Source organism: Rhodococcus shunpengi (assembly GCF_048381395.1).
Classification (GTDB): Bacteria; Actinomycetota; Actinomycetes; order Mycobacteriales; family Mycobacteriaceae; genus Rhodococcus.
Genome location: NZ_JBLWIU010000023.1, coordinates 1 through 18687 on the forward strand (window position 1 = coordinate 1; position 18687 = coordinate 18687).

2 protein-coding genes are annotated in these 18687 nt (G+C 69.6%); both read right to left on the reverse strand.

The window, feature by feature from the left end; all coding sequences use genetic code 11:
• A partial coding sequence (locus ACNJ7K_RS12290) for a non-ribosomal peptide synthetase (RefSeq protein WP_487041751.1) occupies positions 1–1982 on the reverse strand: 1982 nt, incomplete at its 3' end.
• Between the two features lie 193 nt (positions 1983–2175).
• Positions 2176–18687, reverse strand: a complete 16512-nt coding sequence (locus ACNJ7K_RS12295; RefSeq protein ID WP_487041752.1) for a non-ribosomal peptide synthetase — start codon at positions 18685–18687, stop codon at positions 2176–2178.

Genomic DNA, 18687 nt, shown 5'->3' on the forward strand with positions numbered 1-18687 from the left:
TCGAGACGGGCCGCCAACTCCTGCACCGACGACGCCTCGAACACCACCGGCACCGCCACCCGATACCCCAACCGCGCCGACAACCGCGCCACCAACCGCGTCGCCGCCAACGAATTACCACCGAGATCGACGAACGAATCATCCAACCCGACCCGCTCGACCCCCAGAACCTGCGCGACCTCCGCGGCCACGGCCACCTCCACCGGCGTCCGCGGAGCCCGATACTCGGCCACCTCGAACACCGGCGCCGGCAACGCCGCCCGATCGACCTTCCCCACCGGTGTCAGCGGCACCTCGTCGAGCACCGTCACCGACGACGGCACCATATAACCGGGCAACACCTCCCCCACCGACGCCCGCACCTGCGCCGGATCGAGCACCACCCCCGCCTCGGGCACCACATACGACACCAACGCCGACTCCCCCGACGCCAACGCCGCCCCCACCGTCACCGCGAAACCGACCCCCGGCACCGACGACAACACCGCATCGATCTCCCCCAGCTCGATCCGGAACCCCCGGATCTTGACCTGGAAATCACTACGCCCGACATACTCGAACACCCCATCGCCGCCGCGACGCACCAGATCCCCCGTCCGATACATCCGAGCCCCCGGAGTGAACGGATCGGCCACGAACCGCGCCGCGGTCAACCCGAACCGACCGTGATAACCCCGCGCCACCTGCGCCCCGGCCACATACAACTCACCGACCACACCCTCGGGCACCGGACGCAACCGCTCATCGAGCACGAACGCCCCCACCCCCGCGATCGCCGACCCGATCACCACCGGCGCATCGGACACCAACTCCGCCGACGAGGTCGCCAGAATCGTCGTCTCCGTCGGACCATAGGCATTGAAGAACCGCCGCCGACCCGGCACCGACCACCGCCGCACCAGATCCGGAGTGAACGACTCCCCCGCCACCACCACCACACGCAGATCGTCCAAGCCCGCAGGATCCATCGACCCCAACGCACCCGGCGTCATGAACACATGCGACACCGACTGCGAGGCAATCACATCCGCCAGATCCGGACCACCACCGACCCCCGCCGGCGCCACCACCACCGTCGCCCCCGCCGAGAACCCCACCCCCAACTCGAGCAACGACACATCGAAACTCGGCGAACACACATGCAACACCCGCGACGAAGCATCGACCCCGAAATGCTCACGCTCGGCCGACACCACCCCACCGACACCGGCATGCGAGACCACCACACCCTTCGGCCGCCCCGTCGACCCCGAGGTATAGATCATCCACGCCGCATCCGACAGCTCGAGCGAACGCACCCGATCCGCATACGACACCGGACGCGACGACAACTGCCCCACCTGCGCAGCCACCGACACCTCGTCGACCGCCACCACCGGCACCGACCCCGCCGCCTCAGCCACCACCTGCGCCACCGACGCCACCGTCAACGCCAACACCGCACCCGAATCGGCCACCATGAACTGCACCCGCTCGGCCGGATAACCCGGATCCACCGGCACGAAAGTCGCCCCCGACTTCGCCACCGCCCACAACACCACCACCGACTCGAGCGACCGCGGCACCGCCACCACCACCGCATCCCCCGGCCCCACCCCACGACCGATCAACCACCGCGCCCACCGCGACGACACCGCATCGAGCTCCCGATACGACAACGACCGAGAACCCTCCACCACCGCCACCGAATCACCCGCCGACTCCACCGCCGACACCAACAACTGCGGCAACAACACACCACGACGACCACGGGCACGCTCGCCGCGCGCCGGGCGCGCAGCGCGCTCGGGGCGTGCGCCACGTTCGGGGCGGGGTGCGCGCTCGGGCCGGGGCGCGCGTTCGGGACGCGGTGCCCGGCTGCGGGCACCGTCCTGCGTCTCGCGGGGCTGCGTCTCAGAAGGGAAATCGGACGAAGAGGATGCGTTCACCGGAGAGGCCCCGTTCGAGCTGCCGTCGTGTCGTGAACGCATGAAAAAGCCCATACCCTTCGCTTTCGATCCCAATGGTCGCGTCTGCGAACCGAGCAAGCATAGTCACCCGCCGGAGACGGGCGAACTTACTCGGCAGTAACCCCATGGGGTTCATCTCTCCGACCGCTCCCGACGTTACCGGCGCATCCCGCGGGGACGCGTCCGCCGAGGTGGCGGGACCATCCGAAGCGGTCCCACCACGTCGTCAGTCCAGGTCAGCGAGCCGGTACAGGCGGTGTGCCGCGCCCCACTCCTCCAGTAATCCGTCGGGGGCGTCGTCCACCACGACGACGGCCGCGAGGTCCTCGAGCGACCCGGGTTCGAGCGTGCTCAGCGACGCCTCGGGCAGGTGCACGTGGGTGACCCACTCGTTGTAGAGCACGCTGTCCAGTGCCGTACCCGACGACGCGTCCTCGGGCACGACCACCACGACGGCACCGGTGGCCGTGACGACCAGCGGTTCGAGCGCCACCGCCTCGATCTCGACACCGCCCACCGCGAGGCTGCGCGACTCGTAGGTCAGCTCGTACCGATCCCGCAGCGCGCCGATCCTCTCGACCAGTTCGGCGTTCGTGAACGTCCGCGAGGGCAGCACGAGCGCCGGGTCCGCCGAGCCGACCGGACGCAACCGGTCGGCGTAGGTCACCGGATCCGCCGGCTGGGCAGCCAGCTCGTCCCGCACACCGGGCTCGTCGACGACCAACCAGCTGTCCGCACCGTTCGCCGCGGTACCGGCGACCGTCAGTCCCAGAGCGGCTCCGGCGGGCAGCTGCCCGTCGACGCGGGTGGGATCGACCGGCGCGATCGCGGCACCGGTCTTGACCACCGCCCACTGGGCGACCACGGACTCCACCGAGCGTGGGATCGCGACCGCGACCACATCGCCGGTGCCGAGGCCGCGGCCGATGAGCAGCCGAGCCAGGCGGGACGACCGTGCGTCGAGTTCCCGGTAGGCGATCTCCGTCCCCTCACCGCCGATCTCCGGATCGGCCGGGAGCGAGAGCGCCGGCGCCGCCGGATCCTCCTCGACCACCTCGGCGAAGACCGTGGCCAGCGTCCGCGCGCCGGTGTCCACCGCCGCGCTGGACGGTCCGGACTCGGCGACGATGCGGGCGAGTTCCTCCGCATCGACGAGGTCGATGTCGCCGACCGCCGACTCCGGATCGGCGGCGAACGCGTCGAGCACGCGCACCAGCCGCTCCGAGATGTTCCTGACCTCCGACTCGGCGAAGAACCGCTCCAGGTACTTGAAGGTCAGGTCGATCTGCGTGTCGGCGACCGTCATGAGAGTGATCGGGTAGTGCGTGGCGTCCTTGACCCCGACCCCGGTGATCGTCATGCCGTCGATCGACCCCGCGGCGTCGGACAGTGCCTCGCGGTCGATCGGGTACGACTCGAACACCAGCAGCGAGTCGAAGCCGATCGGGTTCCCGATCCGCTGTTCGATCTCGGACAGCCCGACGTAGTGGTGGTCGAGCAGACCGGCCTGTTCGGACTGCAGGCGCTGCAGCAGCTGCGCCACCGACTCGTGTGGATCGACTCGCACGCGCACCGGCAGGGTGTTGATGAACAGACCGACCATCGACTCGACGCCGGGCAGGTCGGCGGGGCGACCCGAGACCGTGGCACCGAACACGATGTCCGGGTTGCCGGTGATGCGGCCGAGCAGCACACCCCAGGCGGCCTGCACGAGCGTGTTCACCGTGACGCCGAGCTCCGTGGCCAGCATCGTCAGCCGGGCGGTGTGATCGGTGTCGACCAGGACGGAGACCTTCGAGATCGTCTCGTTGTCGGGATCGCGCTGGACCGGCGCGATCACCGTCGGCTCGGAGAGCCCCTGGAGGGTCTGTGCCCACGCGTCGAGCGAGGCGGCGTGGTCCTGCTCGGCGAGCCAAGCGAGGAAATTCCGGTAGGAACGCACGCGCGGCAGCACCGTGCGGTCTCCGCGCAGCACGTACAGGGCCATGAGGTCCTGCATGAGCAGCGGCATCGACCAGCCGTCGAGGAGGATGTGGTGGCTCGTCACCGCCAGGTGGTAGCGATCCGCCCCGGACCTCACGAGCAGGAACCGCATGAGCGGTGCCGTCTCCATATCGAAACGCCGGGCCTGCTCGTCGGCGAGCACGTCCGCGAGTTCGGCCTCTCGGACGTCGTCCGCGCGATCGGTGAGATCGACCGTCCGCCACGGCAGTTCGACCTCGTCGAGCACGAGCTGCAGCGACTGCCCCTCGTCGTCGGTGACGAATGCCGTGCGGAGGTTCGGGTACCGGTCGAGCAGTGCCTGTCCCGCGTCCCGCAGACGGTCGGGATCCACCGCGCCTTCGAGGTCGAGGACCGCCTGCATCGTGTAGACGTCGACGCGCTCGTCGATCGTCATCGATGCGTGGAAGAGCAGACCGGTCTGCAGCGGCGACAGCGGCCACACGTCCGCCAGCGACGGGTAGCGCTGCTCCCACGTCTCGATCTCCTTCTGGTCGATGTCGACCAGCGGCAGATCGGACGGGGTCAGGCCACCTGCGGCCGGCGACGCGGCGTGCCGCGCGAGTGCGCTCAACGCCTCGAGCCAGTGCTGCGCGAGTTCGTCGACGTCGTCGCGGTCCAGCAGACCCGCCGGGAAGGCGATGTTCGCCCCGAGCTGTGGGCCGTCCGCACCGTCGGAGACCACGGCGTTGATGTCCACGCTCGCGTTGGCGGGCATGTCGGCGTCCTGGGTCACGTCGAGCTTGCCCAGCGCGTCGGTGGGCGCCCAGCCGATCTCGGCGAGCCCCTCCGGCACGTCCGCCGAGGAGACCCGGCCGAGGTAGTTGAAGCTGACCTGCGGCGAGCGTGCGATCTCGGCCAGGCGCGCCGACGATTCCGGATCGAGGTAACGCAGTAGACCGAAGCCCATGCCCTTGTCCGGGATCCCGAGCAGCTGCTCCTTGACGGCCTTGACCGCCGAACCCATCGCGGCACCGCCGGCGAAGGCGTCGTCCACGTCCACACCGGCGAGGTCGACCCGCACCGGGTAGGCGCTGGTGAACCAGCCGACCGTCCGCGACAGGTCGGCACCCGGCACCACGGCCTCCTCACGACCGTGACCCTCGAACTTCACGAGGGCGGACGAGGATTCGACGCCGCGGTCGCGGCGCCAGCGCACCATCGCCAGTCCGAGCGCGGCCACCAGACCGTCGGCGACACCGCCGCGGAACAGGGACGGCACCGACGTCAGCAACGCATCGGTGTCGGCCGCCGGGACGGAGATCTCCAGTCGCTGCACCGTCGCCATCGTGTCGACGGCGGGATCGAACGGGCGGGCGCCCAGGTCCGGATCCGGTCCCTCGAGGATCCGTTCCCACAGCGGCAGTTCGCTCCGTCGCGACGGAGCCGCTTCGACGAGGCCGTGAGCCCAGCGGCGCAGCGACGTCCCGACCGCCTCGATCTGCGGCTCCTGACCGGAAACGATCTGGCCCCAGGCCAGCCCGAGGTCCGGCAGCAGGATGCGCCACGACACACCGTCCACCACGAGGTGGTGGGCAACGACCGTGAGGATGCCCGGGCGGGTGTCGCCGAGGTCGAACCACAGGAAGCGGATCACGGAACCGCTCGACGGATCGAGACGGCCGAGGGCCGCGTCGATCTCGCGGTTGGCGATCTCCGTCAGCTCGGCGTCGTCGACGTCCGGGGACAGTTCGACGCGGTCGAGGATCGCTCCGGGTTCGACCGTGCCGGCCGCGCGGACCCGCAGGACATGCGTGCCGTCGGCACCGCGTTCGAGGATCGAGCGCAGCGCGTCGTGGTGGTCGATCACGGCGCCGATGGTGCGGGTCAGCACGTCCCGGTCGATGCCCTGCGGCAGCGTGACGGACACGAGCTGCGAGAACCGGTCGAAGCCGCCGGGCCAGCCGAGCACGTCGCGCATGATCGGCGTGAGCGGCACCTCGCCGACACCGCCACCGGGCAGCTCGGTCAGGCGGATGGGACCGGAACTCTCCGCCCGCGTGGCGACCTCCGCGAGGCCCGCCACCGAACGACGCTCGAAGACGTCGCGCGGCGTGAACACCACACCACGCGCCTTCGCCCGCGACACCAACTGGATCGACACGATGCTGTCGCCACCGAGCGCGAAGAACGACTCGTCGACACTCACCTTGTCCAGATGCAGAACCTCCGCGAACACCTCCGCGATGATCTGCTCGACCTCACTCTCGGCAGCGCGGTACTCGCGTTCCTCGATCACCGGCTCCGGCAGAGCATCGCGGTCGAGCTTGCCCACCGGCGTCAACGGCACCTCGTCGAGCACCACGATCGCCGACGGCACCATGTGCGGCGGCAACGACCGCGACACGAACTCCGTCAGCTGTGCGGTGTCGACCGTCCGGCCGCGGGTCGGCAGCACGTACGACACCAGCACCGTGGCACCCGAGCCGGTCGTGCGACCCAGGGTCGCCGCGAAGTCCACCGTCTCGTGTTCGGTCAGCGCCGCGTCGATCTCGCCGAGTTCGATGCGGAAACCGCGCACCTTGACCTGGAAGTCGCTGCGGCCGACGAATTCGAGTTCGACGGGGCCGCCGTCGATCGAGCGCCAGCGCACCACGTCGCCGGTGCGGTACATGCGGGATCCGTCGGCGCTGTACGGGTTGGCGACGAATCGTTCCGAGGTCAGGCCGCTGCGACCGTGGTAGCCGCGTGCGAGTGCACCACCGGCCATGTACAGCTCACCGGCGACACCCTCGGGCACCGGCTGGAGCCGGGCGTCGAGGACGAGCGCGGAGACCCCGTGCGTGGGATTGCCGATGGTGATCGGCCGTCCCGGCTGCAGCTTGCCGAAGGACGAGATGATCGTCGTCTCGGTCGGGCCGTAGCCGTTGAAGTACTTCCGTCCCGGCGCCCACCGCGCAAGCAGTTCGGGCGTGGTGACGTCGCCGCCGACGGAGACCACCTCGAGGCTGTCGATTCCGGTCGGATCCATCGTGCCCAGCACCGCGGGCGTGATGATCGTGTGGGTCACGCGCTCGGTCTTCAGCAGCTCGGCGAGATCCGGGCCCCCGATGATCCCGGCGGGCACGATCACCAGCGTGGCGCCGCTGGAGAACGCCGCCATCCACTCGAGCACCGACGGGTCGAAGCTCGGCGAGCAGATGTGCAGGAAGCGATGGCCGGCCCGCAGGTGGTAGAGATCCACCGCGGTGTCGACCACTCCCCCGAGTCCGGTGTGCGTGACGACGACACCCTTCGGTCGACCGGTCGAACCCGACGTGTAGATCACGTAGGCCGGCTGGTCGAGCCGGATCGGGCGCAGTCGCTCGGCGTCGGTGATCGGATCGGCCGACCGTGCCTCGAGTGCGGCGGCGGTCTCCGCCGAGTCGAGCACGAGCCAGTCGGCCTCGTCCGGCAGGCCGTCGATGTGCGCACCGCCTGTGATGCCCAGTGCCGCACCGGAATCGGACAGCATGTAACGCACGCGGTCGGCCGGATAGGTCGGGTCGACCGGCAGGTGTGCGGCGCCGGTCTTCGCGATCGCCCACACGCTCAGCACCATCTCGTACGACCGCGGGTACGCGACCGCGACGATGTTCTCCGGTCCGACACCACGCTCGATGAGCAGGCGTGCCAGTCGCGACGAGGTCTCGTCGAGTTCCCGGTAGGTGATCGAGCGACCCTCGTAGCGCACCGCCACGGCATCGGGGTCCATCGCGACACCGGTCGTGAGGATGTCGGTGAGGCTTCCCCCGGCACTGACACGGTCGCCGTGGACGTGGGTGAGCCGGTCGAATTCGTCCGCGTCGAGGATCGCCAGGTCGCCGACGGGCGCCTGCGGATCGTCCAACGCACCGGTGAGCAACATCGAGAACCTGCGCGCGAACTCCTCGACGGTCCGCCGATCGAACAGAGCCGTCGCGTAGGAGAACTCGGCTCCGATACCGGCGGGCTCGCCCGTCTCGTCGTACTGCTCGCGCAGCGTCAGGGACAGGTCGAACTTCGCGGTGTCGACGTCGAAGGGGACCCCCGAGACCGTCAGGCCCGGGAGTTCGAGACCGGCCGACGGCAGGTTCTCGAACGACAGCGCCACCTGGAACAGCGGGTGGCGGGCGGTCGACCGCTCCGGCGCGAGGATCTCCACGAGCCGCTCGAACGGGATGTCCGCGTGGGCGAACGCCTCGAGGTCGGTCTCCCGGACCCGGGCGAGCAGCTCGGTGAAGCTCTCCCCGCCGTCCACCCGGCTGCGCAGCACGAGCGTATTGACGAACATGCCGATCATGTCGTCGAGTTCGTGCTCGCCACGGCCCGCGATCGGGGTACCGATCGCGACGTCGTCGGTGTCCGCCATGCGGGCGAGGAACACCGCGAGCGCGGTGTGCATCACCATGAACATCGTCGTGCCGGTCCGGCGTGCGAGTTCGGCGACGGCGCGGTGCGTCTGCGCGTCGATCGTGAGTCCGACCGTGCCGCCGGCGAACGACTGCACCGGCGGGCGCGGACGGTCCATCGGCAGGTTCAGCTCGTCCGGAAGTCCGGCGAGGGCGTCCTGCCAGTACGCCGCCTGGGCGGACAGCACGCTCTCGGGATCGTCCTCGGAGCCGAGCACCTGGCGCTGCCACACCGCGAAGTCGGCGTACTGCACCGGCAGCGGCGTCCAGCCCGGTTCCTCCCCGTGTGCACGGGAGAGATAGGCGGTCATGACGTCCCGGGTCAGCGGAGCCATCGACCAGCCGTCGGCACTGATGTGGTGGACGACGAAGACCAGCACGTGGTCGGTCTCGCTCAGCCGCAGCAGCGCCACCCGCAGCGGCAACTCCGCGGTGACGTCGAAACCGGTGGTGACGATCTCGCGGATCCGATCCGGCACGTCCGCCGGGTCGACGTCCTCGGCGACGACCTGCGGTGCCGCATCTGCCGTGGGCAGGACGAGCTGGTAAGGACGCCCGTCGTCCTCGGGGTAGATCGTGCGCAGCACCTCGTGACGGTCGAGCATGTCGCGGACCGCCGCCTGCAGGGCCTCCACGTCGAGCGCACCGGTGAGCCGCACGGCGACCGGCAGGTTGTCGGCGGCCGACGAGTTGTCGAAGCGGTTGAGGAACCACATGCGCTGCTGCGCGAGCGACAGCGGGATGCGGTCGGTGCGCGGCTGCGGCACGAGCGGGGCACGCCCGGTCGTACCGGCCTGCCGTTCGGCGTGCGCGGCGAGCGCCTCGACGGTCGAGGCCTCGAACAGGGCCCGCACGGGGACCCGGACGTCGAGCGCAGATCCGAGACGGGCGACGAGCTGCGTGGCGATCAGCGAGTTGCCGCCGAGCGCGAAGAAGTCGTCGTCGAGACCCACGCGGTCGACGCCGAGCACGTCGGCGAAGGTGCCTGCCACGATCTCCTCGACCGGCGTGCGCGGTGCGCGGAACTCGCGCACCTCGAAGGTCGGCGCGGGCAGCGCCTTGCGGTCGAGCTTGCCCGAGGTGTTGAGCGGGAACTCGTCGAGCACCACCACGGCGGCGGGCACCATGTACGACGGCAGGGAGCCGGAGACGAACTCGATCAGCGCACCGCTGTCGATCTCGTGGCCCGGCACCGGCACGACGTAGCCGGCGAGCTGGTCACCGGTCTGGGTCTGGGTCACGACGACCGCGGCCTGATTGACCGATTCGTGTGCCAGCAGGGCGGTCTCGATCTCGCCGAGCTCGATGCGCTGACCGCGGAACTTCACCTGGAAGTCGGTGCGGCCGATGTACTCGAGCTCGCCGTCGCCGTTCCACGTCACCAGGTCGCCGGTGCGGTACATCCGGTCGCCCGGTGCACCGAACGGGTTGGCGACGAACCGGTCGGAGGTGAGATCGGGTCGCCGGACGTAGCCGCGCGCGAGCTGGACACCCGCGAGGTAGAGCTCACCCGGGACACCCACCGGCACCGGCCGCAGACGACCGTCGAGCACGTATGCGCGGACGTTCCACTCGGGCACACCGATCGGCACGACGTCGACCGGTCCCTCGGCGGGCGCCTGCCAGTAGGTGGCCGAGACCGCGGCCTCGGTCGGTCCGTAGAGGTTGTCGATGTCCGCGGAGCTGATCCGGCGCACACCGTCGACCGTCTCGGGCGGCAGGGCCTCACCGATGACGAAGATGTCGCGCAGCGTGCTGCACGAGGCGGCGTCGGCGTGCGCGGCGAAGACGGTGAGCATCGACGGCACGAAGTCGGTGATGGTCACCTTCTCGCGGGCGATGACCTCCGACAGGTAGGCCGGGTCGCGGTGACCGTCGGGGGTGGCGATCACGAGTTTCGCGCCCATGCTCAGCGGCATGAAGAAGCCCCACAGCGACACGTCGAAGGTCGTCGCGGTCTTCTGGAAGTACACGTCCTCCGAGGTCATCTCGAATTCGTGCAGCATCCACTCCGTCTGGTTGACGATCGCGCGGTGCGTCACGGCCACGCCCTTCGGCCGTCCGGTGGAACCGGAGGTGAAGATCGCGTAGGCGGTGTTGTCGGGACGCAGCGGCGAGAGCCGGTCCTCGTCGCGGATCGGTGTCGCCGGCACGTCCGCGAGGTCGAGACGGTCGATCTCCACCGCGTCGACGGCGATGCCCGACGGGATCTCGAACTCGTCGCGCGCCGTGGTCACGATGCACACCGGGTCCGCGGTGTCGAGGATGTGGCGGATGCGGTCGGCCGGATGATCCGGGTCGATCGGCACCCAGGCGCCGCCGGCCCGCACGATCGCGTACATGCCCACGAGCAGTTCCGTCGAGCGGCGGACGGCGAGGCCGACCAGCGACTCCGGTCCCACGCCGCGGCCGATCAGGTGCCGGGCGAGACGGTTGACCCGCGCGTCGAACTCGGCGTAGGTCAGTTCCTCGCCCTCGTAGGAGAGGGCGACCGCATCCGGGGTGCGTGCCACCTGCGCGTCGAAACGCGTGGTCAGCAGCGCGGTCCCGTCGAGGTCGTGATCGGAGTCGTTCCACGCGTGGAGGATCCGGTCGAGTTCCTCGGAACCGAGCAGCGCGATGTCGCCGACCGGCATCTCCGGTTGCTGCGCCATCGCCTCGAGTGCGCGGACGAAACGCTCGACGAGCGTCTCGACCTGGTCGCGGTCGAACAGTGCTCGCTGGTAACGCAATTCGACCTCGAGCGCGGACCGCAGGTGCACGAACAGGCTCAGCGGGTAGTGGGTCGCGTCGTGGGTGCCTACACCCGTGACGGCCATGCCGTCGATGGAGGCGGACTGCTCGGCGAGGGCCTCCTCGTCGAGCGGGTACGACTCGAACACCGTGAGCGTGTCGAAGGCGACCGACGGACTCGTCGCCCGCTGGATCTCGGTGAGTCCGAGATGGTGGTGGCCTAGCAGTGCGGCCTGCTCGCCCTGCAGGCGTTCGAGGAACGCCGAGACGGGCTCGTCCGGATCGAAGGCGACCCGCACGGGCAGCGTGTTGATGAACAGGCCGACCATCGACTCCACACCGGGCAGGTCGGCGGGGCGACCCGAGACCGTGGCGCCGAAGACGACGTCCTCGGCACCGGTGAGGCGGCCGAGCAGCACGCCCCAGGCGGCCTGCACGAGCGTGTTCACCGTGACGCCGAGGCGCGCGGCGGCGCCGCTGACGGCGGCCAGTCGCTCGGCGTCGAGTTCGACCTTGACCCGGTCGTCGCCCTGGAGTCCGGGATGGCGCGGGGTCTGCGGACCGAGCAGCGTCGGCTCCTCGAAGCCGGCGAAGGTCTGCGCCCACGCCTCACGCGAGGATTCGCGGTCGCGGGCGGTGACCCATTCGAGGAAGGAGCGGTACGAGCGCACCCGCGGCAGCAGGGACACCTCTCCCCTCGTCGCGTACAGGGCCATGAGGTCCTGCATGAGCAGTGGCATCGACCAGCCGTCGACCAGCACGTGGTGGGTGGTCACGCCGAGCTGGTAGCGGCCGTCGCCGAGGTGCACGAGGACGAACCGCATGAGCGGTCCGGTGTCCATGACGAAGCGGCGTGCCTCCTCGTCCTTCCAGAACGGCACCGTGGCGGTGACGCCGTCCGCGGCGACCTCGGCGGACAGGTCGACGGTGCGCCACGGCACCTGCACGTCGTCGAGGACGAGCTGCACCGAGTCGCCGTCGGCGTCGGTCACGAAGACCGTCCGCAGGTTGGCGTGCCGGTCGAGCAGTGCTTGCGCGGCGCGGTGGAGCCGCTCGGGATCCACCTCTCCCTCGAGATCGAGGACGGCCTGCATCGTGTAGACGTCGACGTCGTCCTCGCCGGTCATCAACGCATGGAAGAGCAGACCGGACTGCAGCGGCGACAGCGGCCACACGTCCGCCAGCGACGGGTAGCGCACGTGCCAACGGTCGAGATCGGCCTGGGTGACCGACACGAGCGGCACGTCGGAGGGCGTGAGTCCACCGGCTGCGGGGTCGGCGGCGTGCGTGACGAGCGCCGCGAGGGCGGCCCGCCAGTGCTGCACGAACTCGTCGACGTCCTCGCGGTCGAGCAGACCCGCGGGGAAGGCGATGTTCGCGCCGAGCTGCGGACCGTCCGCGCCGTCGTTGACGATCGCGTTGATGTCGATCGCCGCGCTCGCGGGCATGTCGGCGTCGAGGGCGGCGTCGACGCGTCCCAGCGCATCGGTCGGGGCCCAGCCGATCTCGGCGAGTTCCTCCGGCACGTCCGCGGAGGACACGCGACCGAGGTAGTTGAAGCTGATCTGCGGCGACCGCGCGATCGCGGCCAGTCGTGCCGACGATTCCGGATCGAGGTAGCGCAGCAGACCGAAGCCCATGCCCTTGTCCGGGATGGCCAGCAGCTGTTCCTTGACCGCCTTGACCGCCGCACCCATCGCGGCACCACCGGCGACGGCGTCGTCGACGTCGATGCCGGTCAGGTCGACCCGCACCGGGTAGGCACTGGTGAACCAGCCGACCGTCCGGGACAGGTCGGCGCCCGGCACCACGGATTCCTCGCGACCGTGGCCCTCGAACTTCACGAGTGCGGACGAGGATTCGACGCCACGATCGCGGCGCCAGCTCACGAGTGCCAATCCGAGCGCGGCCACCAGACCGTCGGCGACACCGCCGCGGAACAGGGCCGGCACCGTGGTGAGCAGTGCATCGGTCTGCGCGGCGTCGAGATTCATCTCGATGCGTTCGACGGTGGAGGTGACGTCGACGGCGGGGTCGAAGGGACGTTCGCCGAGCAGCGGGTCCGGTCCTTCGAGGATCCGTTCCCACAGCGGCAGTTCCGACCGGCGCTGTGCCGCGGCATCCACCAGGCCGTGGGCCCAGCGGCGCAGCGACGTCCCGACGGCCTCGAGTCGCGGCTGCTCACCGGAGACGATCTGGCCCCAGGCCAGACCGAGGTCGGGCAGCAGGATGCGCCACGACACGCCGTCCATCACCAAGTGGTGGGCGACGACGAGGAGCACGCCGCGACGTTCGGCCGAGCCGAAGTCGAACCACACGAATCGCAGCACCGAGCCGGCAAACGGGTCGAGTGCTCCGAGCGCGGAATCGAGTTCGCGGGAGGCGATCTCGGTGAGCTCGGCGTCGTCGACGTCGGCCGCGACCTCGACCCGCGTCAGCAGGGCATCCGGGTCCACGGTGCTCGCGGAGCGGACCCGCAGGGTCACCTCTCCGTCGGCATCGCGTTCGAGGATCGAGCGCAGCGCGTCGTGGTGGTCGATCACCGCGCCGATGGTGCGGGTCAGCACGTCCCGGTCGATGTCGGCCGGGAGGGTCACGGCGACGGTCTGCGAGAAGCGGTCGAAGCCGCCGGGCCAGCCGAGGACCTCGCGCATGATCGGGGTGAGCGGCATGTCGCCGACACCACCGCCGGGGAGTTCCTCGAGGCGCACCGCCTGCGTCTCGTCGGCGCGGGTGGCGACCTCGGCGAGGCCGGCCACCGAACGACGCTCGAAGACGTCACGCGGCGTGAACACCACACCCCGGGACTTCGCCCGCGACACCAACTGGATCGACACGATGCTGTCGCCACCGAGCGCGAAGAACGACTCGTCGACACTCACCTTGTCCAGATGCAGAACCTCCGCGAACACCTCCGCGATGATCTGCTCGACCTCACTCTCCGCAGCCCGGTACTCGCGCTCCTCGATCACCGGCTCCGGAAGAGCATCACGATCGAGCTTGCCCACCGGCGTCAGCGGCACCTCGTCGAGCACCACGATCGCCGACGGCACCATGTGCGGCGGCAACGACCGCGCCACGAACTCCGTCAGCTGTGCGGTGTCGACCGTCCGGCCGCGGACGGGCAGCACGTAGGACACGAGGACGGTCGCGCCGGACGGGGTGGACCGACCCACCGTCGTCGCCCAGTTCACCGACTCGTGCGCGCTGAGGACCGCGTCGATCTCGCCGAGTTCGATGCGGAAACCGCGCACCTTGACCTGGAAGTCGCTGCGGCCGACGAACTCGATCTCGAGCCGGTCCTCGACGGGTCGCCACCGGACGACGTCGCCGGTGCGGTACATGCGGTCGCCGGGTTCGCCATAGGGGTTGGGGACGAACCGCTCGGCGGTCAGCGCGTTGCGGCGGTGGTAGCCGCGAGCGAGTGCCCGGCCGGCCACGTAGAGCTCACCCGCCATACCGGCGGCGACGGGCCGCAGACGCGAGTCGAGCACGAGAGCGGTCATGCCCACGATGGGTTCGCCGATGGTGATCGGACGTCCGGATTCCATCTCGCCGAAGGTCGACACGATGGTCGCCTCGGTCGGCCCGTAGGCGTTGACATAGGTGGTGCGCTGCGACCATTCGGCCAGCAGTTCCGGCGTCGTCACGTCGCCACCGACGGAGAGCACCTCGAAGCTGTCGATGCCCGTGGAGTCCATCGTGCCGAGCACCGCCGGCGTGATGATCGTGTGGGTCACGCGTTCGGTCTTCAGTAGTTCGGCGAGATCCGGACCGCCGATGATCCCGGCGGGCACGATCACGAGCGTCGCGCCGAATGCGAAGGCCGCCATCCACTCGAGCACCGACGGGTCGAAGCTCGGCGAGCAGATCTGCAGGAACCGCGATTCGGAGGTCACCCCGTACAGATCGGTGACCATGTCCTTCAGGCCCGCCAGACCCGTGTGGGTGACGACGACGCCTTTGGGCTTGCCGGTCGACCCCGAGGTGTAGATCAGGTAGGCGGGATGGTGGACCCGGATCGGGCGTACCCGGTCGGTGTCCGTGATCGGGGCGGCGGAGCGGGATTCGACGTCCGCGGCGAACGCCGGGTCGTCGAGCAGCAGCCATTCCGCGTCGTCGGGCAGTCCACCGACGAACTCGGACGACGTGATGCCCAGAGTGGCACCGGAGTCGTCGAGCATGTAGCGCACGCGGTCGGCCGGATAGGTCGGGTCGACAGGGACGTGCGCCGCACCGGACTTGGCCACGGCCATGACGGTGACCGTCATGTCGTACGAGCGCGGGAACGACACGGCCACGAAGTTCTCCGGGCCGATGCCGCGATCGATCAGCACCCGGGCGAGCTTCGACGAGGTCTCGTCGAGTTCGCGGTAGGTGATCGAGCGTCCCTCGTACCGCACCGCGACGGCGTCGGGATCCATCGCGACCCCGCGCGTGAGGAACTCGGCGAGGGTGCTCGGTTCGGTGATGACGTCGTGTCCGCGCATCGCCGTGAGCTGTGCGAACTCGTCGTCGGCGAGCAGGGGCAGGTCGCCGACCGGTGCACGGTCGTCCGTGAGGATGCCGCCGACCAGTCGCGTGAACCGCTCGGCGAAACGCTGGATCGTGCTCTCGTCGAAGAGTGCACTGGCATAGGAGAACTCGGCGGACAGGCCGGCGGGTGCGCCGGATCCGTCGATGTGTTCACGCAGGGTCAGACCCAGGTCGAACTTCGCGGTGTCGACCTCGAACGGGACGCCGGAGACGGTGAGCTCGGGCAGTTCCAGAGCGGTCTCGGGCAGGTTCTCGAACGACAGGACCACCTGGAACAGCGGGTGGCGTGCCGTCGACCGCTCGGGGTTGAGGATCTCCACGAGCCGCTCGAACGGGATGTCGGCATGGGCGAACGCCTCGAGGTCGGCCTCGCGCACTCGTGCGAGCAGGTCGGAGAAACCCTCACCCGTGTCCACCCGGCTGCGCAGCACGAGGGTGTTGACGAACATGCCGATCAGGTCGTCGACCTCGGCCTCACCGCGACCTGCGATGGGGGTGCCGATCGCGACGTCGTCGGTGTCGGCCATCCGTGCGAGGAAGACCGCGAGCGCGGTGTGCACCACCATGAACATGGTCGTGCCGGTTCGCCGCGCGAGCGCCGCGAGACCGCGGTGCGTGTCGGCGTCGAGGAGGAAGTCGACCGTGCCGCCGGCGAAGGACTGCACCGCGGGACGCGGCCGGTCCATCGGCAGGTTCAGCTCGTCCGGGAGCCCGGCGAGGGTGCGCTTCCAGAAGTCGGCCTGCGCCGCGAGCAGGCTCGCGGCATCGTCCTCGTCACCGAGCACGTCGCGCTGCCAGATCGCGAAGTCGGCGTACTGCACGGGCAGCGGTGCCCAGCCGGGAGCCTCGCCCTCGGCGCGGGACATGTAGGCCGTCATGACGTCGCGGGTCAGCGGCGAGATGGACCAGCCGTCGGCGCTGATGTGGTGGACGACGAAGACCAGCACGTGATCGCGCTCGGAGAGCTCGAACAGTCGTGCGCGCAGCGGGATCTCGGTGGTGACGTCGAACCCGCGGGAGACGACCGCCGTCACCTTCTGCAGCAGGTCGTCCTCGGTGGCCGATTCGACGTCGATGTCGGGCGCGGCTTCCGCGACCGGGAGGATCAGCTGGTAGGGCTGTCCGTCGATCTCGGGATAGATGGTGCGGAGCACCTCGTGCCGGGCGAGCAGGTCCTGGACCGCTGCTTGCAGCGCACCGAGGTCGAGTGCCCCGGTCAACCGGACCGCGATCGGGATGTTGTTGACCGACGACTCGGTGTCGAAGCGGTTGAGGAACCACATGCGCTGCTGCGCGAGCGACAGCGGCACACGCTCGGGCCGCGGTTGCGGCACCAGCGGCGGACGCGCCGCCGCACCGGTGTGCTGCTCGGCCGCGACGGCGAGCGCCGCGACACTGGGGGCCTCGAACAGCACGCGCACGGGGACGCGGGTGTCGAGTGCCGCGCCGATGCGCGAGACGACCTGGGTGGCGAGCAGCGAGTTGCCGCCGAGTTCGAAGAAGTCGTCGTCCACACCCACGTGAGTGAGGCCGAGGACGTCGGCGAACACGCCGGCGACGATTTCCTCGATCGGGGTGCTCGGGGCGCGGAATTCGCGGGTCTCGAAGACCGGCTCGGGCAGCGCCCTGCGGTCGAGCTTGCCGTTGACGTTCAGCGGCAGCGCATCGAGCGTCACGAACGCCGACGGGACCATGTACGACGGCACCCGGGCGCCGAGCGCGGACCTGATCGACTCGATGTCCGCCTGCGCACCGTCCGCGGGCACGACGTAGGCGACCAGCTGGGTGCCGACCCGCTCGTCCTCACGGGCGATCACCGCGACATCACGCAGCGCATCCATCGCGCGCAGAGCGGATTCGATCTCACCGAGCTCGATACGGAAACCACGCACCTTCACCTGGAAGTCGGTGCGCGACAGGTAATCCAACTGACCGTCACGGGTCCACCGCACCAGATCACCCGTGCGATACAGACGCTCCCCGTCACCGAACGGCGAGGCGACGAACCGCTCCGCGCTCAGATCCGGGCGCCCGAAATAACCACGCGCGAGCTGCGCACCGGCGAGGTAGAGCTCACCGGCGACACCGGCCGGAACCGGATGCAGGCGCTCGTCGAGCACGTAGACACGGGTGTTCCACTCGGGCACACCGATCGGCACCGACGCACCCGAGATGTCGGTGACATCACCGGCGGTGACGGACACCGCGGCCTCGGTCGGGCCGTACAGGTTCACGAGCCGCGCCCGGTTGTGGGTCAGGAACCGCTGGGCGGTCGCCGGCGGCAGCGCTTCGCCGATGGCGAGGATGTGGCGCAGCGAGGAGGCCAGCACTCCGTCGGCGTCGACCATCAGAGCCTCGAGCATCGACGGCACCACGTGCAGCGTCGTCACCGCCTGCTCGGTCAGCAACCGGTTCAGATAGGCCGGATCACGATGACCGTCCGCCGACGCGACGACCACACGCCCACCGGACACGAGAGCCGACCAGAACTCCCACACCGACAGGTCGAACGTCGCCACCGTCTTCAACAACACCGCATCATCGACGCCGAGACCGAAATGCTCACGCTTCCACAGCAACTGGTTGACGATCGCCGCGTGCGGCACCGCCACACCCTTCGGCCGGCCCGTCGAACCCGACGTGAAGATCACATACGCCGTATTCGACGCACGCAACGGCGCAATCCGCTCGCCGTCGGCGATAGAGGCGGCCGAGACGTCCGAAAGATCCAGGCTGTCGAGCAGCAGGGTGGGGACAGACTTCTCCCCCGGTGCCGTGAACCCGTCGCGTTCGGTGGACAGGATCACCACCGGAGCAGCCGTGTCGAGGATGTACGCATTGCGCTCGTCCGGCTGATCCGGATCCACCGGAACGTACACGCCACCGGCCGTGACCACCGCATACATACCGACCAGCAACTCGACCGAGCGACGCATCGCCAACGCCACCGTCGACTCCGGACCCACACCCTCCGAAATCAACCTGCGCGCAAGACGATTGACACGCGCATCGAACTCGGCATAGGTCAGCGACTCACCCTCGAACACCAACGCCGTCGCATCCGGCACCCGCAAGACCTGCTCGCCGAACAGATCCAC